17 protein-coding genes and 1 pseudogene are annotated in these 19,634 nt (G+C 70.9%); 8 read left to right on the forward strand and 10 right to left on the reverse strand.

The annotated features are described in order from the left end of the window. Nucleotides 1-10: 10 nt before the first annotated feature. Both AC0VYN_RS19410 and AC0VYN_RS19415 read right to left on the reverse strand, forming a co-directional pair. Nucleotides 11-1,732, reverse strand: a complete 1,722-nt coding sequence (locus AC0VYN_RS19410) for an MFS transporter (RefSeq protein ID WP_475531947.1) — start codon at nt 1,730-1,732, stop codon at nt 11-13. Nucleotides 1,733-1,795: 63 nt separating this feature from the next. After that, nucleotides 1,796-2,254, reverse strand: coding sequence for a MarR family winged helix-turn-helix transcriptional regulator (locus tag AC0VYN_RS19415; RefSeq protein WP_475531948.1), 459 nt, complete (start codon nt 2,252-2,254; stop codon nt 1,796-1,798). Nucleotides 2,255-2,383: 129 nt separating this feature from the next. Between AC0VYN_RS19415 and AC0VYN_RS19420 the strand changes: the two genes are divergently transcribed. Together AC0VYN_RS19420 and AC0VYN_RS19425 are read left to right on the forward strand one after the other, a co-directional pair. Then, entirely contained in the window at nt 2,384-3,073 is a 690-nt protein-coding gene (locus AC0VYN_RS19420; RefSeq protein ID WP_475531949.1) for a GAF and ANTAR domain-containing protein, read from the forward strand. Nucleotides 3,074-3,219: 146 nt separating this feature from the next. Beyond that, nucleotides 3,220-3,621, forward strand: a complete 402-nt coding sequence (locus tag AC0VYN_RS19425; RefSeq protein WP_451689136.1) for a hypothetical protein — start codon at nt 3,220-3,222, stop codon at nt 3,619-3,621. An 83-nt stretch (nt 3,622-3,704) separates the two neighbouring features. On the opposite strand, the gene AC0VYN_RS19430 is transcribed toward AC0VYN_RS19425, so the two are convergent. The 6 genes and pseudogenes from AC0VYN_RS19430 to AC0VYN_RS19455 form a co-directional block, all read right to left on the reverse strand. Continuing rightward, nucleotides 3,705-4,853: an enolase C-terminal domain-like protein gene (locus AC0VYN_RS19430; RefSeq protein WP_475531950.1), complete on the reverse strand. Its 1,149-nt coding sequence runs from the start codon at nt 4,851-4,853 to the stop codon at nt 3,705-3,707. A 113-nt stretch (nt 4,854-4,966) separates the two neighbouring features. Continuing rightward, entirely contained in the window at nt 4,967-5,986 is a 1,020-nt protein-coding gene (locus tag AC0VYN_RS19435; protein WP_475531951.1) for a PP2C family protein-serine/threonine phosphatase, read from the reverse strand. A gap of 611 nt (nt 5,987-6,597) precedes the next feature. Further along, nucleotides 6,598-7,460, reverse strand: a pseudogene (locus AC0VYN_RS19440) (exo-alpha-sialidase); the annotation flags it as partial. A 23-nt stretch (nt 7,461-7,483) separates the two neighbouring features. Then, the gene (locus AC0VYN_RS19445; protein ID WP_475531952.1) at nt 7,484-8,146 is read right to left on the reverse strand and encodes a hypothetical protein; all 663 of its coding nucleotides are present in this window, start codon (nt 8,144-8,146) and stop codon (nt 7,484-7,486) included. Nucleotides 8,147-8,225: 79 nt separating this feature from the next. Further along, a complete protein-coding gene (locus AC0VYN_RS19450; RefSeq protein WP_475531953.1) occupies nt 8,226-8,495 on the reverse strand; it encodes a hypothetical protein in 270 nt (89 codons plus the stop codon). A gap of 120 nt (nt 8,496-8,615) precedes the next feature. Beyond that, nucleotides 8,616-9,521 (reverse strand): helix-turn-helix transcriptional regulator, encoded by a 906-nt coding sequence (locus tag AC0VYN_RS19455; RefSeq protein WP_475531954.1) that lies wholly within the window; start codon nt 9,519-9,521, stop codon nt 8,616-8,618. A gap of 134 nt (nt 9,522-9,655) precedes the next feature. Here AC0VYN_RS19455 and AC0VYN_RS19460 point away from each other — a divergent pair, with 134 nt between their 5' ends. Together AC0VYN_RS19460 and AC0VYN_RS19465 are read left to right on the forward strand one after the other, a co-directional pair. Further along, nucleotides 9,656-10,930: an MFS transporter gene (locus AC0VYN_RS19460; RefSeq protein ID WP_475531955.1), complete on the forward strand. Its 1,275-nt coding sequence runs from the start codon at nt 9,656-9,658 to the stop codon at nt 10,928-10,930. Between the two features lie 129 nt (nt 10,931-11,059). Beyond that, nucleotides 11,060-12,103, forward strand: a complete 1,044-nt coding sequence (locus tag AC0VYN_RS19465; protein WP_475531956.1) for a zinc-dependent alcohol dehydrogenase family protein — start codon at nt 11,060-11,062, stop codon at nt 12,101-12,103. A 168-nt stretch (nt 12,104-12,271) separates the two neighbouring features. Here AC0VYN_RS19465 and AC0VYN_RS19470 read toward each other — a convergent pair whose 3' ends face one another. After that, on the reverse strand, nt 12,272-13,156 hold the full coding sequence (locus AC0VYN_RS19470) for a DUF1963 domain-containing protein (RefSeq protein ID WP_475531957.1): 885 nt from the start codon (nt 13,154-13,156) through the stop codon (nt 12,272-12,274). A 66-nt stretch (nt 13,157-13,222) separates the two neighbouring features. Between AC0VYN_RS19470 and AC0VYN_RS19475 the strand changes: the two genes are divergently transcribed. The 4 genes from AC0VYN_RS19475 (at nt 13,223) to AC0VYN_RS19490 (ending at nt 16,044) form a co-directional block, all read left to right on the forward strand. After that, nucleotides 13,223-14,200: a M12 family metallopeptidase gene (locus AC0VYN_RS19475; RefSeq protein WP_475531958.1), complete on the forward strand. Its 978-nt coding sequence runs from the start codon at nt 13,223-13,225 to the stop codon at nt 14,198-14,200. An 8-nt stretch (nt 14,201-14,208) separates the two neighbouring features. Beyond that, nucleotides 14,209-15,189 (forward strand): MvdC/MvdD family ATP grasp protein, encoded by a 981-nt coding sequence (locus AC0VYN_RS19480; protein ID WP_475531959.1) that lies wholly within the window; start codon nt 14,209-14,211, stop codon nt 15,187-15,189. Beyond that, nucleotides 15,186-15,527 (forward strand): YbaY family lipoprotein, encoded by a 342-nt coding sequence (locus AC0VYN_RS19485; protein WP_475531960.1) that lies wholly within the window; start codon nt 15,186-15,188, stop codon nt 15,525-15,527. The genes AC0VYN_RS19480 and AC0VYN_RS19485 overlap by 4 nt, the downstream gene beginning before the upstream one ends. A 277-nt stretch (nt 15,528-15,804) precedes the next feature. Continuing rightward, entirely contained in the window at nt 15,805-16,044 is a 240-nt protein-coding gene (locus tag AC0VYN_RS19490) for a hypothetical protein (protein WP_475531961.1), read from the forward strand. Nucleotides 16,045-16,080: 36 nt separating this feature from the next. Here the strand turns inward: AC0VYN_RS19490 and AC0VYN_RS19495 are convergent, their stop codons facing one another. Further along, on the reverse strand, nt 16,081-19,431 hold the full coding sequence (locus tag AC0VYN_RS19495; RefSeq protein WP_475531962.1) for an NACHT domain-containing protein: 3,351 nt from the start codon (nt 19,429-19,431) through the stop codon (nt 16,081-16,083). Nucleotides 19,432-19,634: the final 203 nt, after the last annotated feature.

Here is a 19,634-nt window from a genome sequence, read left to right on the forward strand (position 1 = left end):
CCGGGCCGGTTCAGCCCGCCTCGGCGCGCAGGCCGGGCAGGGTGGCGGCGGTGAGGGGCCGGGGCTCGTCGTCGGGGTCGACGAGGACGACGGTGCAGGCGGCGGCGTGGGTGAGCGCGCTGGTGAAGCTGCCGTCGGCGAACTGGGCGACGGGGCCGCGCGGGGAACGTCCGACCGCGACCGTGCGGGCCCCTGCCTCGGCGGCGTGCCGGGCCAGCGCACGGCCGGCCGCGGCGTGGTCGCCGACGCTGGTGAGGATCTGGCCGGAGGCGGCGATGCCGAGGCCGGTCAGCCGCTCGAGGTGCGCGGTGACCGCCCTGCGGGCCCCGGCGTCGGTCTCGGTGTCGACGGCCTGCCCCTCGACCACGGCGGTCTGCTGGACGTGGACGACTTCGAGGGGGCTGCCGGTGTCCCGGGCGAGACGTGCCGCGGCGTCCACGATGGAGGCGGCCCGGTCGTGGGCGCCCACGGCGACGACGACGGGCGGCGCGTCGGTCGTGGCGGGGGCGCCGACGGCGGTGAGCGCCGGCGTCACGGGCTCGCCGCCGGCGGCCCCGGTCTCGGCCCGGCGGAGCAGCCGGTGGCCGCTGGCCAGTACGGGGACGGCGAGGACGAAGGTGGCGGCGCCGAGGTAGAAGGGGACGCTCAGGTCGGTGGCGTCGGCGAGCCTTCCGGCGGCGTAGGGGGCGAGGCCGCCGCCGATGAAGCGGAGGAAGCCGTAGGCGGAGGACGCCACGGGGCGCTCGACCGGCGCGACGAGCATGACGGCCTGCGTGGTCAGGGTGTTGTTGATACCGATGAAGGCACCGCTGACGACGACCGCCACGATGACCGTGGTGGGGCTGGTGACGCCGGCCGCGATGACCGTCATGACGATGCCGAGGCCGAGCAGGTTGGCGTAGAGGACCGGGGCGGTGCCGTAGCGGGCCTGCAGACGCGGGGCGAAGAAGACGCTGAAGGCGGCGACCAGCAGGCCCCAGCCGGTGAAGACGAGGCCGAGTCGGTGGGCGTCGAGCTCCATGGGGTACGGGGCGTAGCCGAGCATGGTGAAGAAGCCCCAGTTGTACAGCAGGGCCATGATGCCCATGGTGAGCAGGCCGCGGTGGCGCAGGGCCCTGAGCGGGGCGATCGGTGAGGTGCGGTGCTCCGGCCTGGGCAGGTCGGGCACGAAGGCGAGGGTGGCGACCAGTGCGACGGCCATGAGGGCGGCGACGCCGAAGAAGGGGCCGCGCCAGCTGATGCCGCCCAGCTCGCCGCCGAGCAGCGGGCCGACGGCGATGCCGAGGCCGAGGGCGGTCTCGTAGAGGATGATCGCGCCACCGAAGCCGCCGCTCGCGGAGGCCACGATGACGGCGAGGGAGGTGGCGATGAACAGGGCGTTGCCCAGTCCCCAGCCGGCGCGGAAGCCGACGATGCCGTTGATGGAATCGGTGGCGCCGGCGAGGGCGGCGAACACGACGATGATCGCCAGTCCGGTGACCAGGGTCCGCTTGGCGCCGATGCGGCTGGATATCCAGCCGACGATCAGCATCGCGACGGCGGTGACGATCAGATAGCTGCTGAACAGCAGGGAGACCTGGCTGGGCGTGGCGTCGAGGCTCTCGGCCAGGGCGGGCAGGATCGGGTCGACCAGCCCGATGCCCATGAACGAGATCACGCAGGCGAACGCGACGGCCCAGACGGCCTTGGGCTGCCGGAACGGACTTGCGGCCTTGCCGTGCGGTGCGCTCATGGGCGGTTCTCTTTCGGGTGAGGACGGGGACGGAAGAGAGGTGGTCAGGGGGGACGGGCTCCGTCAGGTGGTGTCGTGGCGGTCGCCGAGCACGCGGGCCAGGGCCAGCAGAGCCGTCCTGGTGGCCTGCTGCTCCGGCTCGGTCAGTTCGCCGATGAGCCGTCCGAGCGCGCGGGCGCGTTCGGCCCGGCGCTGTGCGAAGACGTCCTGGCCGGCGGCGGTGATCTCCACCAGCACGCCCCGGCCGTCGCTGCGGTCGGCGACCCGGCGGACCAGCCCCGTGCGTTCCATGCGCGTGACGAGCTGGGTCATGTTCGGCTGGGAGACGCCCTCGCTCCTGGCGAGTTCGGTCAGCCGCTGGGAGCCCTCGCGGCTGAGCCGCGCCAGCGTCGAGGAGGCCGCGGTGCTCAGACCGCCGGTCCGCGCGCTGTGGCGCACGTACCGGATCATCCGCTCGACAGCGATGATCAGTTCCTCCGAGGAGGCGTCGGGCTCCCCGGGGCCGGTGACGGGCGTGTCCATAAGCGCATTATGCATTTAGATGTAGCGTGAAACAAGGTGACCGGGCGCCTCGCCCGGGTGACTCCCCGCCTTTTGCTCCGCTCGCCCTCGGGCACTCGCAGGAGGGTCGGCGCCGAACAGGAGGACGGAATGGACTGGCGAGCGTTCGCCGAGCAGATGGCCTCGCTGGCGCGGGACCTGCTGGCGCAGGAGTCCGTACGCGACACGCTGGCGAGAATCACCGGCTCGGCCACGGAGCTGGTGGAGGGCTGCGACGCCGCCGGCATTCTCCTGCTGCGCGGCAACCGGGTGCAGTCGCTGGCGCCCACCGAGCAGCTGGTGATCGACAGCGACCAGCTCCAGGAGCGCGTCGGGGAGGGTCCGTGCTTCGACGCCGCGCGCACCTCCGAGGGCGAGCGGCACTTCCGGATCGCCGACTTCACCGATGTGGCACGGCGCTGGCCCAAGTACGTGCCCGAGGCCCGCAAGCTGGGCCTGGGCAGCATGATGGGCATCCTGCTGTTCACCGAGGACGAGGACTTCGGGGCGCTGAACTTCTACTCCCGCCGGCCCGGCGCGTTCACCGAGGCCAGTGAGACCGCCGGCTGGCTGCTGGCCTCCCATGCCGCGGTCGCGTTCTCCAGCGCCCGCACCCAGGCCCAGTTGCAGGAGGCCATCGGCACCAGGCACACGATCGGCGAGGCCATGGGCATTCTCATGGGCAGCCACCGTCTCACCGAGGAGCAGGCCTTCGCCACGCTGCGCCGCGCCTCCCAGGACCGCAACGTCAAGCTCCGCGACATCGCCCGCCAGGTCTGCGAGCGGGGCGGTCTCCCCTGAACCCGCAGACCCGCCCCGCCTGAGCGGCACCCGTGGGACGGGAGGGGCGTTTGTCCCTTTCTCATCGGGTAACTCCGGAATTCCGGACGCCGGCCCGACGCGGCATACGGCGTCTACGCTGCTGGACGGCGATTCCAGGAGGCGCGATGTGGAACCGTAAGCGCAGGAAGGACCGCCGGAGCGCGCGGGCCGCCGCCGTGGAGCTGTGCGACCTGTGCGCCAGGGTGTTCCCCGAGGACCGGGCCGTGCGCGGATACGTGCCGGACTCCTCGTCCGCCCATGCCACCCACGCGTACTACGACGGGCTGCGGCTCATCACCGCGTGTTGCGACGACCACTTCGACGTGGTCAAGGACGGTTACCAGGACCGGCCCTTCGTCGAGGAGGAGCTCTGGGCCGCGAAACTGACCCGTGCGCTGTCCACGGGGCCGCCGGCGCTCTCCATGGATCAGCTCGCGTGCCGCACGGGCCTGCACGAACCGCAGATCCGCCGCGCGATCGCCTGGCACAACGAGCAGATGCGCCAGCGGCAGCGCATGGACCCCTGAGCCGGCCCCGGACCTTTCTCCCGCCCCGCCCGGCTTCCGGTGCCGTGCGGGGCTTCCGGTGCCGTGCGGGGCCTCCGGTGCCGTCAGGACGGCCGCGTGCCGTGGACCCGGTAGGGCTCCGCGTCGGCCCACCTGACGTCCAGGCCGAGTCCCGGCCGGCCGGTGTCGGGCCGCAGGGCTCCGCCGACGGGCGGCAGGGTGCCGTCGAACAGCAGGCTCTCGACGCGCACGTGGTCGTGGAAGTACTCCAGATGCCGCAGCCGGCGTACGGCGCAGAAGGCGTGGGCGGAGATGGCCGGAGCGCAGTGCGCGGACAGGTCGAGGTGCCGGGCGGCCGACAGCCCGGCGATCTCCAGCACGCCGGTGATCCCCCCGCACCGGGTGACGTCGGCCTGGAGGCAGTCCACGGCGGGGCCCTCGACGAGGTTCACGAAGTCCTGAGCGGTGAAGCCGTACTCCCCCGCCGCGATCTCCAGGCGCTCCGGTCCCCGGTCACGCAGCATCCGCAGCCCTTCGAGGTCGGCGGACGTGACGGGTTCCTCGAACCAGCTCACGTCCCACTCCTCGTGGAACCTGCGCGCCCAGTACAGGGCCTCCTTGCGGCCGAGCGCGCCGTTGGCGTCGGCGAACAGTTCCGGCCCGTCGCCGATCGCCCGGCGCACGGCGGTCAGGCGCCGCGGGTCGGCCTCCGGGTCGCGCGAGGTCTTCAGCTTGACCCGCGGGATGCCCTGCTCCACCCAGCCGGCGAGCTGGCCGGTGAGGCGGTCCGGGGCGTAGTTGGTGAAGCCGCCGCTCCCGTAGACGGGTACGCGGTCGTGACAGGCCGGAAGGAGGTGCACCAGCGGCAGGTCCAGCAGCCTCGCCTTGAGGTCCCACAGCGCCACGTCGACGGCGGACAGGGCCATGCCCCCGACACCGGGACGCCCGGCGTTGCGGATCCGTACGCCCATCCGCTGCCACAGCGCCGGGGGCGAGGCGGCGGAGCCGCCGTCGATCACCGGCACCAGTTGCGACCGCACGAACGAGGCGACCGAGGCGTCCCCGTAGGTGTAACCCAGCCCCGTCCTTCCGCCGGCGTGCACCCGGACCAGGACCACGGTCGTGGTGTCCCAGTCGAGCGTGCCGTCCTGCTCCCTGCCCTCCGGGCCGTCGGTGGGGATCTCGAAGGCGTGGACGTCGACCGCGTCGACCGTGCAGTCGTCCAGCGCCGTGGTGCCGGCGGCCCGCGTCATCACCCGAACTCCTTCGAAGGCACCTCTGACCTCATCAGTGAGTGACCCGTTCACCGCTCACGCAAACGGGGTCCGCGGCGCCGCCTCTCCGCCCCCGCGGACCGGACCCGGGTTCATTCGTCCAGGGTGGCGGCGAAGAGCGCCGCGTCGTCCTGCAGATCTCCGCCGGTGTGCCGGAGGACGGCGCGGAGCACGGCGTCGAGCACCGCGTCCGGGTCCGCCGGAAGGGGCCGGGACAGGACAGGAACTGGATCGAAGAAGACGCCGTCCGCGTCCCGCGCCTCGTTGATGCCGTCCGTGAACAGCACGAGGGTGGCTCCGGCGGGCGGATCGAACAGGTCGACCACGACGTCGTCGCCGTGCAGAAGACCCAGGCCGAGCGGCAGCGAGGGACTGCTCGGTGTCAGCGGGGTCACCCTGCCGCCGCGGACCAGCAACGGTGCCGCGTGGCCGCGGTTGACGATACGCAGTCCGGAGCAGTCCGGGGGCAGCTCCGCGACGACGGCGGTGGCGAACGACTCGGCCTCCGCACCGCTCGACCGCCTGATGACCTCCTGCATCCGGTCCTCCAGTTGCCGCACGACGCCCGGCAGGTCGGGCCGGTGGTGGCAGGCCTCGTGGAAGGAGCCGAGCAGGGCGTTGACCGTGCGGACCGCCTCGAGCCCCTTGCCCCGCACATCGGCGATGAGCATCCGGATGCCGTGGTCGGTCTCATGGATCGCGAAGAGGTCGCCACCGATGGCCGCCTCCTCGTGGGCGACCTCGTACCGGGACGCCACGGACAGTCGCCCCACCCGTCGGGGCGGATCCGGGAGCACCGCGTGCTGGACCGCGGCGGCCACCTCGCGACTCGTCCTCAGCTGCCGCCGGTTCCATGTGAGCTGGACGTTGAGGACCGCCGCGATGACGGTGAGAAGTACCAGGCTGCTGAACACGGCGACGTCCGCGCGGACCGGCTCCCTCTCCAGGTACACCAGCACGAGTCCCACGAGGATCGTCGCCACGCCGGTGGCGATCGTCCCCCGCAGGGAGAGGACACTCGCGGCCACCCCGGGGGCGGCCGCGAGCAAGGGGAACGTATTGACGCCTCCCCTGGTGGCGACGTCGAGGACGAACGCCCCCGCGATCACCACGGCAGGCAGCCATCGGAGCCACAGCTCCCTCGCCGGCGCTTCCGTGCGGCCGTTGCGCATCCCACATCCCCAACGTGATCGCTTCCGGGCGGCGCCGTCCCGCGGAACATCCGGGAGCCTGCGAGCCGGAACTCCCGAGGACGGCAGGACTCACGCGCCGTCGAGGCGCCCGGCCACGCGCGGCGGGCACCGCGGTCCCCGGCAGTCTCTCCGCCACCCGCGCGCCCGAGCCGTCGTCCGTGCCACCGGGGCGCGCGGTTCCCCCCGGTGGCCCAACCCGGGGGACGGACCGGGCGTGACGACCGTCCCCGCCGCGTCCACGTCCCGCACGGAGGCCCGGCCGGCCTCGAACGGGGCACCGCGACGGTGCCTACAGCCGCCACCGCACACCCCTTGTCATCCGGCGGCCCGGCTCCTACGGTGCTGCGAACGGCAGACATCAGACGTCTACTCTCCAGGCTCGACTCGTTTCCCCGGCGCGGGAGGACGAGGCCGTCGCGGCACGGACCGCGGGCCGGCTGCCGTTGCCCAGGGCCGTCCCGCCGCCCTTCCTCCCGAACCGGCGCACGCCTTCCCGCCCACCGAAGCTCAGGATGGCCATCCGCATGAAACGAGACGCCTGCCGTCGCGGTGCCGTAGGAGTGCGCGTCGCGGACCGAGTGGACGCCCGTGACCTTCTGCGCGCCGCTGGCGGTGAGGGGCACGTCGACCTGCACCTTCACGGTGGCGCCCTGCCCCGGATCGAGGGCCGGTACGTTCACGGAGGCGCCGGTCCATCCGGCGGGGAGGTCCAGCCGCACGCTGTCGGCGGGCAGGGCCCAGTCGTTCTGGTTGACCACGCGCACGTCGAACCGGGCCTGTTCTCCGGCCTTCACCTGCGCCGGTGCGCCGACCGTCACCGGGGCGCAGACCCCGCCGAGCCACTTGAGGTCGAAGGAGGAGTAGGTCATGTGCTGGTAGCCCTCGCGCTCCCAGAGCATGCCGACGCGGGGGTTGGCGCCGGTCCCGTCCGACAGCGGTGTGAGCGTCGAGTACGCGGACGCCCCCGTGTTGACGACCTTGCGGATGGGCCAGGTCCTGCCGTCGTCGCAGGACATCTTCACGGTGAGATCGCGCCGGATACCGGTGTCCTCGGTGTTGCTGAACAGCAGCCACTTGGCGCGGGGGTGGCCGGCGGGCACGTCCGGTGCGAAGCGGGTGACCGACCCGTTGTTCGCCGGGTCGGGGAGCGCGGTGTCCTGCTGGAAGGGCGTGTAGGCGACTCCGCCGTCGGTGCTGAAGGCGACCGTGCGGTAGGGCGCGGAACGGTTGTTAAGCAGGATCCGGCCGTCGGACAGTTCGACGGTCTTGTTCTCGTCCCCGCCCCCGCCGTCGGTGTGCCGGCCCCCCACGTCTCGCCGTGGTCGTCGCTGTACACGCTCACCGCGCGGTTCGCGCCGTCCGCCCGGACCGCGTACTGCTGGATCAGCCTCCCCGGGGCCTGAGGTTGCCTTGCGGTCAGCCGCTGAGCGCGGCGGAGGGCTCGTTGCCGTTCTGGGCCTGCTGGGACCGCTTGGCGAGCATCGTGGCCAGGTCCCGGACACTGTCCTCGTCGATGTCGCCCTTGTGCGCGGCGGACTCCATGGTCCACAGCAGCGTCGTGCCGACCCGGGTCTGGGTCACGGCGCCGGGCTCGCCGTGGAAGCCGGAGGTGCCGAGCCGGGCGTCGTTCTCGTCACCGATCGGGCCGAGCTTCAGAGTCTTGGCTCCCTGGCCCGTCCGGCCGGCCTGGTTGGAGTAGTAGCCGTCCCAGAGCACGTCGTACGCGTCCCTTGCGGCCTGTTCGCTGTCGTAGGCGACGACCTGGAAGGTGACGGAGGCGAGGGGGTTCTCGCGCCGGAAGGTCGCGGCGCCGAAGAAGCGGGAGTTCTCGCAGCCCGCGTTGCCCTTGCTGGGGCAGGCCTGCGAGCGGTAGAGCTTGTTCATCTCGATGGCTGTGGGCTGGAAGGACTGCTTCCAGCCCGTCATGACCTCGCCGTCCGGCAGCGTCTGGCCGACCTGTTCCTTGGTGAGTGCCGCCGCCTTGCCGGCTGTGCTGTCACTCTCCGGTGCGCCTTGGCAACCGGTCAGCAACAGTGCCACCGCGGTCGCCGCATACCACCGGTGCATTCTCATGGCCATGCCACCACCCCCTCGAGTGGGTCATCGTACGCGGACCCGGCCTGATGCGCCGGAGCGCTATGGGACGAACGGCCCCGGATCACGAACCCTCGACGGGCAGCCCCGCAACGAACTCCGAAAGATCCGACGCCTGGGGCGGCACCTGTCCGTGCAGGAACCGCTGGTAGTGGTCGGCGACGAGACGGCGCAGGTCTGCCTCGGCCCGTGCATGACCACCGAGTTCGAGGGCGACCCGATGTGGCTCACCCGTCCTGCGCAACGGTCTGGCCAGGGCGTCGAACCCACAGACGTACTCGTCAGGCATCTCCCACCATGCCTCGGCGGAGGCTCGGTCCCGGAGGACGTACATGTGGTGATCGTCATCGAAAAGGATCACGGGACCTGTCGGCGCGGTCACTCGCGGAGTATGACGCAAGGTGCGGGTCAGGATGCGCACCGGGACAGCGGCACGGAGGAGGGGTCCTCCTGCTCAGCTCAGCCGGTCGCTGGGCTCTGCCGTTCGGGGGGAAGTGGCTGCCAGGCTGGTGAGGAGCTTGAGGCCTTCTTCGGACATGCTGCCCGGTTCGGCGGTGTAGAGGCTCAGGTCGTGCACGGCCCGCTGGGACACGGGCAGGTCCACGGACTGGTAGGTGAGCTCCAGCTCGCCCACGTCCGGGTGTTGGAGCCGTTTGACGCCGTCGTGGCGGATGCGGACATCGTGCGCGGCCCACAGGGTGCGGAAGTCGCGGCTGAGGGTGGACAGCTCGCCGATCAGTTCGCGCAGGGTCCGGTCGTGCGGTTCACGCCCGGCCTCGGCGCGCAGCAGGGCGACGGTGGCCGCGGCGCCGGATTCCCAGTCGACGAAGAAGTCGCGGGAGACGTCGTCGAGGAAGTGGAAACGGGCGAAGTTCGGGCGCCCGCGCCGATCGGTGGTGGGGCTGTCGAACATGGGCGCGTGCAGGGCCCGGCCGAGGGCATTGTGGGCGATGACGTCCAGGCGGCCGTTGCGTACGAAGGCGGCGGACATCGTGATGGAGTCGAGCAGCCACTGGGTGCGGGGCGGTACGGCGACGTCCCGGCGGCGTGAGGGTGTGCGGCGTGCGGGGCGGGCGGCGCGGGCCAGGTCGAAGAGGTAGGTGCGCTCGTCGTCGTCGAGTTGCAGGGCCTGGGCGACGGCGGCGAGGACGTCTTCGGAGACGCCGCTGATGTGGCCCTTCTCCAGGCGGGTGTACCACTCGGTACTCACCCCGGCCAGGACGGCGACCTCCTCGCGACGCAGGCCCGGGACCCGGCGCCGGCCGCTGGTGGGCAGCCCGGCCTGTTCCGGGGTGATCTTCGCGCGGCGGCTGGCGAGAAAGTCCCGGATCTCGGTGCGGTGATCGTGCTGGTCGTCCATGTCTTCCACGGTAGCCACGCTCGCTCGCGGAGGGAGGTTGAGCCTGTACCCCCCATGAACGCGACCTTCCTCAAGGGTGGCGGGGCCGGTTCTCTGGACGACGAACCCGATCACGACCTCCATGGAGATGCACTGTGACTACGCGAGGAGGAACCCTCCAGGCTCCCGCCGGTATACGGACCGAACCGGCCGGGCAGAAACCGGCACCGTCCCGGCTGCCACTCGTCGTCCACATCCTGGCGCTGGGCACGTTCCTGATGGGCACGACCGAGTTCGTCGTGGCCGGCCTGCTGCCCGAGATCGCGGGCGACCTGGACGTGAGCGTGGCCGGGACCGGCCTGATGATCACCGTCTTCGCCATCGGAATGATCATCGGGGCGCCGCTGATGGCGATGCTCACCCTGCGGCTGCCCAAGCGGTTCACCCTGATGCTCGCCCTGGGCGTCTTCGCCGCCGGGCACGTCGTCGTCGCCCTCGGTTCGGACTTCACGGTGCTGCTGGCGGCCCGTTTCCTGACCGCGATCGCCACCGGAGCGTTCTGGACGGTGGCCAACGTGGCCGCCGCGAACGCCGCCGGCCCCGCCGCCGACTCCCGCGCCCTCGGCCTGGTCGGGGCCGGAGCGATGCTCGCCAACGTCGTCGGCGTGCCGCTGGGCGCGTTCGCCGGACAGCTCATGGGCTGGCGCGGCCCCTTCTGGGCCCTGGCGGCCCTCTCCGCCGCGGCCATCGTGCTGATCGCCCGTACCGTCGCGCACGACGGACCGGCCCAGCAGACGGTGTCGGTCCGCTCCGAGCTGACCGCGCTGCGCTCGGGCCGCGTGTGGCTGGTGCTGGCGGCCTGCGCCACCACGACCGGCGGCGTCCTGGCCGCCTACTCCTACATCGCCCCGCTGCTGACCGGCCGGTCCGGGATTACCTCGGGGATCGTGCCGCTGGTCCTGGTCGGCTTCGGCCTGGGCGCCCTGGCCGGCTCTCTCGTCGGCGGCCGCCTGGGTGACCGCCGCCCGCACACGGTCACGATCGTGGCCCCCGCCGGAGCCACCCTCCTGTTGCTGGCGATCTCTCTACTGGCCGGCTACGCCGTGCCCGCCATCGTCCTGGTCGCCCTGCTGGGCTTCTTCGGACTGGGCGCCAACCCGGTGCTGATGGCCCTGGCCGTCCGCTTCGCGAAGCAGGCACCCGTGCTGGCCTCCGCCCTGACCGTCTCGGCGTTCAACCTCGGCACCGCCATCGGCTCCTGGATCGCCGGCCGCACCCTCGACTCCTCGCTCGCTGCCACCGGCCCCGCCGTCGTCGGCACCGTGATCGCCGCCCTCACCCTGATCCCCACCGTCACGCTCGCGCTCCTCCAGCGCCGCCGCACAGCGGCAGCCGCAGTCGCCCAGGCCACAGCGGACACCGCGCGGTAAAGGATGCGAAGACGGATGACGCATATATGAATAATCCGGATCAAACCGTCAAGAGTGGTTGGGCAGGACCTGCTCTCCACGGGCGCTGATCCACAGCATCACTCACCATCTGGAAACGGAGCACCACCCATGCGCGCGACCCTCATGTACGGCGCCGGCGATGTCCGCGTCGAGAACGTCCCCGACCCCGTCGTCAAGCACCCCACCGACGCCCTGGTCCGCATCACCGCCTCCTGCGTGTGCGGCAGCGACCTCTGGCCCTATGCCTCGATGAAGTCCGAGGACGGCCCGGCCCGGATGGGCCATGAGTTCATCGGCATCGTCGAGGACACCGGCTCCGAGGTGACCACCGTCAGGCGCGGCGACCTGGTCGTCGCCCCGTTCGCCATCTCCGACAACACCTGTGAGTTCTGCCGCGAGGGCCTGCACACCTCCTGCACCCACGCGCAGGCCAACTTCTGGGACGGCGAAGCCGAGGAGGGCGGCCAGGCCGAAGCGGTCCGCGTCCCGCTCGCCGACGGAACCCTAGTCAAGCTCCCCGTCGCCCCGGACTCCGCCCTCGTCCCGTCCTTGCTCACCCTCTCCGACGTCTTCGGCACCGGCTACCACGCCGCCGTGGCGGGCGGTGTCAACGAGCGCACCCGCGTCACCGTGATCGGTGACGGCGCCGTCGGCCTGCTGGGCGTCCTGTCCGCCAAACGTCTGGGCGCCGAGCAGATCATCCTGATGGGCCGCCATCAGGAGCGCACGGACCTCGGCCGGGAGTTCGGCGCGACCGACGTCGTCTCCGCACGCGGCGACGAAGGCATCACCCGGGTGAGGGAGCTGACCGGCGGGCACGGCACGCACGTGGTCCTGGAGTGCGTCGGCGCCATGCCCGCCTATCAGCAGGCCACCGGGATCGTCCGCCCGGGTGGCGTCATCAGCCGCGTCGGCGTACCGCAGTACGAGGAGGCACCCGTCGGCTTCGGCAGCCTCTTCCGCCACAACATCCGGCTCGCCGGGGGACCCGCACCGGTCCGCGCCTACATCGAGGAACTGATGCCCGACATCCTCGACGGCACCATCGAGCCCGGAAAGGTCTTCGACGCCACGACCAACCTCGACGGCGTCCCGGCCGGCTACCGGGACATGGCCGACCGCAAGAGCCTCAAGGTCCTCGTCAAGCCTTGACCCGGCTGGTGGTCAACCGGTCCCGTGCGAAGATCCGCGCATTCGTCGAGCAGGCCGTGGCCACTCAGAGCCTGGAGGCTCCTCCGCAGACTCGGTGCGGACGTCTGGACAGCCTTTGTGAACAGCCTTCGCCGGCCCCTCCCAGTGGTAGAGGTGCGTCGAACCTGGTCACGGGGCCTCGAATCTGGTCACGGCTAGTGCCTTGTCCACCCGAGCGGCGGCCAAGTCGTCGTGGCGGATCACGAAACTCGTGCAGTACTCCTCGTAGACCCTGGCTTCACTGGCGAGCGATATCCACTCGCTCGTCAGCCGGTGCTTTTCCTTCTCCAGGTGGGAAAACCATTCCGCGATCGGGATGGCTGGGATCTCGCCTGCCTTCTCGCGTCCCGCGAGAGTCTGTTCCGCGATGCTGTTGATCACCTCGTCATCGGCATACCCGCCGATGAAAACGCCGGCGCCGGACGGCCAGAGGTCGTGGGCCAAAGCCCGGAGTTCGTCCAGGTGCGGCAGGTCATGCTCCATGTACCTGAACAACTTCTGCTGGAAGGGCGACATGTCCTCCCACTCGAGATCCTCCCAGAACTCGTGCCAGTCCTCGTCGCCCTCCTGGAGCCAGAGGGGCAGTTCGGCTCCGAGCTCGGCGCTGACGTCGAACTGTTCGCGGACACACTGTGAGCTGGGGGCTTCCGCGACCGCGGTTTCGGTGCCGTCCGGTACATACACGACTCGCGCGTACCTACCGGAACCATCCTCATGGTCCATCTCCTGGTGCACGAAGAAGAGCAGCGTCCCGTCCGCCGGCGGATCGAAGCCGTCGACTCTCGGCAGCGCCCCGCAATCGACGGAAAGGAGCAACGGCAACGGAATGTCCCCGGCGGACGGCCACTTCATGCCCACCGGCAGCCGGGGCAACCCACCGACCTGCCCGACCGGAGAACCACCGCCCACGGACAGTCCGATCGACAAACGAAGGTGCCGGCTGAATCTGCCGATCTCGTCGCCCGGGATGCCCAACTCAAGCGCTGCCCGACGGAACTCTCCCCGATGATCCATGCCCGAGAAGATAGGCCCTTTCCAACCCGGTTGTGCCCTCGGGGTGTTGGTGGGCATGGGCCGTACGTGGTGGAGCGAGCGGCCGGTCACCATGGATCACCCCAGCGGATCAGCCTCCAGGAAGCCGCTCAGCTCACCGCCCACATCGTCTGGCCCAACGCAACGGTGCCGTTCGAGATCGACCCCAGCCTGCCCGACCCACAGCGCGTCACGGACGCCATCGCCCACTGGCAGTCCCGCACCCGCATCCGGTTCGTGGAACGCACTCCTGCCAACGCGGCACAGTTCCCGGACTTCGTGCGCTTTGTGCCGGGCGGCGGCTGCACGTCCAACGTGGGCCGGCGCGGCGGCATGCAGAAGGTGACGCTGGGCCCCAACTGCTCCACTGGCAACGCCATTCACGAGATCGGTCACACGGTGGGGTTGTGGCACGAGCAGAGCCGCGAGGACCGGGACCAGCACGTCACGATCGCGTTCACGAACATCCAGCCGGACATGCAGCACAACTTCCTGCAACAGATCGCGGACGGTGACGACCTGGGGCCGTACGACTTCGGCTCGATCATGCACTACCCGGCGACGGCCTTCGCGATCGACCCGAACCAGCCGACCATCATTCCCCGGGAGCCGCTGCCTCCTGGAGTGACGATGGGACAGCGCTCGGGACTCTCCCAGGGCGACATCGACGGTGTCCACATGATGTATCCGGCCCCGCAGGCTCCCACGGTCAAGGAGATCTCCAAGGACCCCGTCGTGGACACGACCCTCAAGGAAATGTCCAAGGACCCGGTGTTCGAGGGCACGCACAAGGTTCCCTGGCACGACCTCATGAGCCCGCCCGCGCCGAGCAGTCCGTTCGTGCTGGCGACGCCCCATCAGTCTCCGGCGATGACCGGACAGCCGGACGGAGTGTCCGAGCAGATGCGCCAGTTGGGCCAGATGGTCGCTTCACTGCAGCAGGGGCTGTCCGCGGTGCAGGCCGGTTACAACCTCCTGCTGGCTCAGGTCGGCACCCAGCCCGGTGTCGCTGGGCGGCCCCAATGATCCTGGTCGTGTCCCACGACGAGGACCACACGCGCGCAGTCGTGCGCAGGCTGGAGGCAGCCGGACGGGAGGTGGTCCGTCTCGACCTGGCCGACTTCCCCGCCCGCGGCGACGTCACGCTCGACTACGCCGCGGGCGGGGACCCGGTGTGCACGGTGCGCACGCCGACGGCACACACCCGCCTGGAGCACTGCCGGGCCGCCTGGTGGCGGCGCGTGCGCCCTTTCACCGTCGACCGCCGGCTGGGCACCTTCCGCGATCAGCGGTTCGCGATCAGCGAGACCGGCGAGGCGCTGCACGGCATGTTCCACTCGCTCGACTGCGCATGGGTCAATCCGCCCGCGCTGGACGCGATCGCCCACCACAAGCCCTACCAGTGGCATGTGGCTCGCCGCTTGGGGCTTTCCCTCCCCCGGACACTGGTCACCAACCAGGCGGAGCAGGCCCGCCGTTTCATCCGCGAGACCGGCGTCGGCCGAACCGTCTTCAAGGCCTTCGTCGCCTCGGCCGACGCGTGGCGGGAGACCCGGCTCGTACGGGCGGAAGACCTGACGGTCCTGGACGCCGTACGCTACGCGCCTGTCATCTTTCAGGAGTACGTGCCGGGGAGGGATCTGCGGGTAACCGTGGTGGGCGACCGCTTCTTCCCCGCGGAGATCGACGCCTCGCAGACGAAATATCCGGTGGACATGCGCATGGTCGTCGACGAGGCGCGGGTACGACCGGTCGATCTGCCCACGGCCGTCACCGATCGCATCCTGCGTCTCATGCGGGCTCTCGGCCTGGTGTTCGGTGCGGTCGATCTGCGTCGGCGAGCCGACGGGGAGTACGTGTTTCTGGAGGTGAACCCGGCGGGTCAGTGGTTGTTCGTGGAGGAACGGACCGGATTGCCGATCACGGCGGAGGTGGCCGCGCTCCTGTCGCGCCTCGACGAACGTGAACCGGATCCGGCCGTGGCAGAAGACTCACTCGCGGCAGGGGCGCGATGACGGCCACCATCCAGGGTTTCGTGTCCCTGCCGTCCGACACTCCGGACGGAACGGCCGCCTCTCTCCTGGTGGAGGTTCATGACGTTTCCTTGGCCGACGCGCCTTCCACCGTCGTCGGTGCGCAGGTGCAGACGGACGTCCGGCTGTCTCCGGGAGGCCGGGTTCCCTTCCGTGTGAACGTGCCCGAACTCGACGCCTCGGCATCCTACGGACTGCGCGTGCACATCGACCGCTCAGGGAGCGGAACGCTCGAATCGGGTGACCTCATCAACACTCAAGCCGTACCTGTTCGGTCAGCGTCCGCCGAAGGTCTGGAGGCACCAGTCACTCTCGTCTGACCCGCTGGGACGCGCGTGGGTCCCAGTTGGTCGGGTCCTGCTGGAGCCCTTGTCGCGTACAACCGGCGGCGGTGGAAGTGCACGCACAGACTGGGTACAGGGGTGGCCTCCAGCGGCAGTCCGATCGGGAGGAGACTCAGGGTGTTCGGGCAGGTGCGAGCGATTTCTGACAACAGTCCGATCAAGATGATCAAGGTCAGCGTCTATCGCAGCGAGAGAGCGATCACGTCTTCACCGACGCCTCACGAATGCCGAGGACTGGCAGCCGTCAGTGGTCGTGAACGCAGTCACCAGCGACTCGACCTCCTTGGACCGGTTACTGGTTCCAACGGGTCAGGATTTCGGTGCGGCATCGAACATGGACGCTCTGAACGGGTACGTGATCGCGGCGGCAGTGGTTGAGGGGGAGGAATACGCCGCTACTGCGGTTCGGCGCCTTGCCATGCTCAAACAGTCGAGCCTGGTGCTCCAGGGACTCCAGCAACGGCTCATGGACCACTTCGGCGGAACGGCGTAGCGCTGTGCGGGGCAGCCCGCCCAGGGACGGCCTCGGTCAGCGTCCATTCGGGCTGCCGCGGGAGCGTTTGCTCATCCGCTCCCAGAACAGGCGCAGTTGCGGCAGGTCCGTCTCCCGCTGCCAGGGTGCCGCGGGGCGCAGCAAGGACCAGGAGCGCGACAGCAGGGTGAACTGGGCGCGGCAGAAGGCTTCGGACAGCGCCGGACGGTGTCCGCTCGCCCCCAGGGGCGGGTACGGACAGAGTTCGAAGGCGCAGTCGTCGCGGCAGTTGGAGCCGGCGTGGGCCGCGGCCGTGCGCATGAGGCTCCCGTCCGGATCCAGGGGGCGGCGATCCTTCATCAGGCACGGCGGCAGGTCCGGGCGATCGGTCCGGTGCAGGCGCTGCTGCCGGTCCCTGGGCCAGTCACCGCGTTCGGCGAGATTGAGTAACAGCAGGATGTCCGCGAGGAGTTGCCGGGCCAATGGGTGCAGCGTGCTCCAGCCAGTGGACGGCGGGATCCACAACCGGTGCCTACGCGCCTCCCGGTCGGTCGACCTGGAACCGACCTGCGCGGTCACGCCGCACTCGTCGATCCACAGATAGCGCTCGGGCCGGCCCGTCTCCAGGGCCCGGACGCACAGTTCCGCGGTGGCCTCGACGAACGGGTGCTGCGGGTCGCCGTCCCGCAGGCCGAGCCACTGGCGGATCTGTGCAGCCGGGTCGGCGCCGTGCCCGGACCGGCCGCCGGCCGCCGAGCCGTCGTCGGGCAGTTCCCACAGCGTCAGCGCGTGCAGCAGTGTGAGCCGGGTGAACCAGAACCGGGAGCGTTTGAGCATGTCCCAGGCCTGCTCGATGAGGTACTCACGGGCCTGCGGTCGGGCGTGCGGGTGCCGGGCCCTGCGGTTGGCGGCGTACTTGAACCCCTGGGCCAGGGCGATCTCCAGCGTGAGGTCCAGCGGTCTGCGGTCGGGGCCGTTCGGCACGCCGACGCGCTCCACCCAGCCCGCCAGGATCTCGTACGGCGTGTCGTGGTGGCGGCGGACGGTGACGGAGCCCACGAGCAGCGGGATCAGCCAGGCGCACATCGTGTCGTGCCGCCATGCGCGTTCCTCTTCCTCGCGTTCCTGCTCCTCCAGCCGACGCAACCGTGCGAGGTCGCGCGGCGCCCGCGTGCGTCCGGCGTCCTCGCCCGCCCGGACGGTCCGCGGCTGCTGGCTCTCCCACATGTCCAGCATCCACTCCGGTCTGCGCTCCATCGGCTGCTCCGGCTCCGTCCGCGGGGCGAGCAGCCGCGCCTGGAGCAGTGCGAAGGCGCTGTCGCCGCCCGCGCCGATCTCCTGTGCGATGGCGACCCGCACACCGTAGGAGGGCTCCAGGCACCCGATCTGCAACAGCTCCGCGTACGCCGGGTGCACGCCGTCCCGGCGATCGAGGCTGCGCAGGGCTTCGCCGAAGCGGGAGACGAGCAGTTCCTTGGCCACTCCCAGCGAGTGAGGATCGCGGGCATGGAGGTCGGGCCACGCCGTCGTCAGCTCCATCGCGATGCGGTGCTGCTCCGACGCCGCGTCGACGCTGTCGATCTGCAGGGCCGCCGCGTAGAGCTGGAGCGCCTTGGTGTGCAGGGTGCGGCGGAAGACCTGCCTCGGGTCGGCCGGGTCGCGTGGTGCCCCGGCAGCCCGGCGGCCGCCGGGCTGCCGGTCCCCGTCCTGACGGTGGGCGTTGTTCTGCTGCGCCTGGCAGGCCGCGTTCAGGACCAGGTCACGCGCCGCGGCCACCGGGCACCAGCCGTCGTGGCCGCCCCGCGCTCCCGGGTGCGTACAGGAGCCCTTCGGTGTGCGGGAGTGCAGAACCATGGCGATCAGCAGTTCCCGTCCCGGGTTCTCCAGCGCCGCGGGGAAGTACCGGTTCTCCGTGGTCTCCCCGGACGCCGGCGGCTGGATCACCGCGCCCATGAAGCGGGCGCCGAGATGGGCCTGGATCACGCTGTGCTGGAAGCGGACCCGGTCCCCGGCGAGCTCCACCAGCTCCATGCCGGCACCCCAGTCCGCGGCGAGCCGGACGTCCAGCTGGCTGCCCTGCACACGCCGCGCGAGCTCCGTCATGATCTCCGGAAAGCGGGACCGGGTGGGGTCGCGTTCGTCGACGACGTCGCCGATGCGGACCTCTGCGGAGTCGTCGGCCAGACCCGCGCACGCGAGGGCGGACAGGTACTCCAGCGCCATCCGGCGTTCGTCCTGGCCGAGCGGCAGGTACGGGCACAGCCGTCCGGTGACGACGGCGCTGAGCCAGGTGTCCACCAGGTGCAGCCGCAGCGCCGCCCGGTCGCCGCCGCGGGTCTCCACGCCTTCCTCGAACCGGCCGCTGAGCGCCCGTTCCAGCAGCCCCTCGTCGTGCAGTTCCCGCGCCACCTGCAGGTACGTGGGCGCCTCGGCGATCGCCGCCTTCTCCACGATCCAGTCGAGCCGCTGCCGATCCTCCCAGACGGCGCCGGAGGAGATGTACGCGAGCGCGGCCTCCTCGCTCAGCGGCTCCAGGTCGGTCAGCGAGGCGTCCAGCCCCCGCAGTGCGTCGTGCGGACGCGAGGCGATGACGAGCGGCAGCCGTTCCTCGTTGGCCCGGCGGACGGCCAGTCGGATGAGGGTGTCGCGCTCCTCCGTCAGGGTGTCCCCGGCGAGAGCGTCCTCCAGACCGTCCGCCAGGACCACGATGCGGCCCTGCTGACTGAGGTGGCGCCACACCTTCTCCGCCTCGTCGCCGGAACGGATGTGCCCCTGCACCTCCAGCCTGAACCGCTCGAACGCCAGCTGCCGGAAGTCCAGGTCCCCCGACACACCGCGCAACCGCAACGGCACGGGCACCGCGCCCCGCCGGGCAAGTCGCTCGGTGAGCAGCACGAGCAGGGCGGTCTTGCCCGTCCCGATGCCGCCGACCACCACATGCGTGCGGCGGAACCGGCTGTCGCGCAGGTCCTCCATGAGGACCTCGCACAGCTGGTCGCGTCCCACCACCCGCCCGAAGATGCCGCCCGCCGTCGGCACCATGTCCCGCGGCACCTCCCTGGCCTTGCGGAGGTAGGCCCGGCTCACCCGGGTGAACCGGAAGAAGAGGTACGCGACGGTGGCCAAGGCGATCGTGAGGAAGGGCATCACGATGCCCTGCAGCAGGGAACAGGCGAAGCGACCCTCACCGTCGCACTGCCCCTCGATCCACCGGAGCGGAGCGTGCAGCGGCGACGGTCCCACCATCCTGGCCACTGCCATGGCGATCAGGAACACCTCGGCGAAGGCGCCGAGAAACGTGAGCCCCAGCAGCGGGAAGTACCAGCGGCTCTTGCGCACCCGCCAAGTGCGGGCCCGGTCATGGCCCTGGTGCACGAGCCGGGAGGAGGGGTGCCTGCGCAGCTTCACCTCACTTCAATTCCATACCCGCCGCGGGGCGATGCCCGCCGGGCGGATGCTTCATTCTCGTCCCCCGCGTGTTCACCCGGCCGCAGCAACCATGTCCTGCCCCGTCCAGGGCGCGGGAACGGGGGCGGCTCCGGGCGCGGACTGTGCCCCCGGGCCGGGATGCCTCGGGCGCTGCGATGTGTCGAGCCGAACTTGCCTTTCGG

Source organism: Streptomyces sp. 63XJN7_1_ISO-PGPR-S23-121, assembly GCF_056173025.1.

Bases quoted from the DNA above. Each gene is read 5' to 3' on its own strand.
- AC0VYN_RS19445 (WP_475531952.1), bottom strand. From the start codon at position 8,146: ATGGCCATGAGAATGCACCGGTGGTATGCGGCGACCGCGGTGGCACTG.
- AC0VYN_RS19470 (WP_475531957.1), bottom strand. From the start codon at position 13,156: ATGGATCATCGGGGAGAGTTCCGTCGGGCAGCGCTTGAGTTGGGCATC.
- AC0VYN_RS19485 (WP_475531960.1), top strand. From the start codon at position 15,186: ATGACGGCCACCATCCAGGGTTTCGTGTCCCTGCCGTCCGACACTCCG.
- AC0VYN_RS19425 (WP_451689136.1), top strand. From the start codon at position 3,220: ATGTGGAACCGTAAGCGCAGGAAGGACCGCCGGAGCGCGCGGGCCGCC.
- AC0VYN_RS19410 (WP_475531947.1), bottom strand. From the start codon at position 1,732: ATGAGCGCACCGCACGGCAAGGCCGCAAGTCCGTTCCGGCAGCCCAAG.
- AC0VYN_RS19420 (WP_475531949.1), top strand. From the start codon at position 2,384: ATGGACTGGCGAGCGTTCGCCGAGCAGATGGCCTCGCTGGCGCGGGAC.
- AC0VYN_RS19465 (WP_475531956.1), top strand. From the start codon at position 11,060: ATGCGCGCGACCCTCATGTACGGCGCCGGCGATGTCCGCGTCGAGAAC.
- AC0VYN_RS19455 (WP_475531954.1), bottom strand. From the start codon at position 9,521: ATGGACGACCAGCACGATCACCGCACCGAGATCCGGGACTTTCTCGCC.
- AC0VYN_RS19430 (WP_475531950.1), bottom strand. From the start codon at position 4,853: ATGACGCGGGCCGCCGGCACCACGGCGCTGGACGACTGCACGGTCGAC.
- AC0VYN_RS19450 (WP_475531953.1), bottom strand. From the start codon at position 8,495: ATGTACGTCCTCCGGGACCGAGCCTCCGCCGAGGCATGGTGGGAGATG.
- AC0VYN_RS19415 (WP_475531948.1), bottom strand. From the start codon at position 2,254: ATGGACACGCCCGTCACCGGCCCCGGGGAGCCCGACGCCTCCTCGGAG.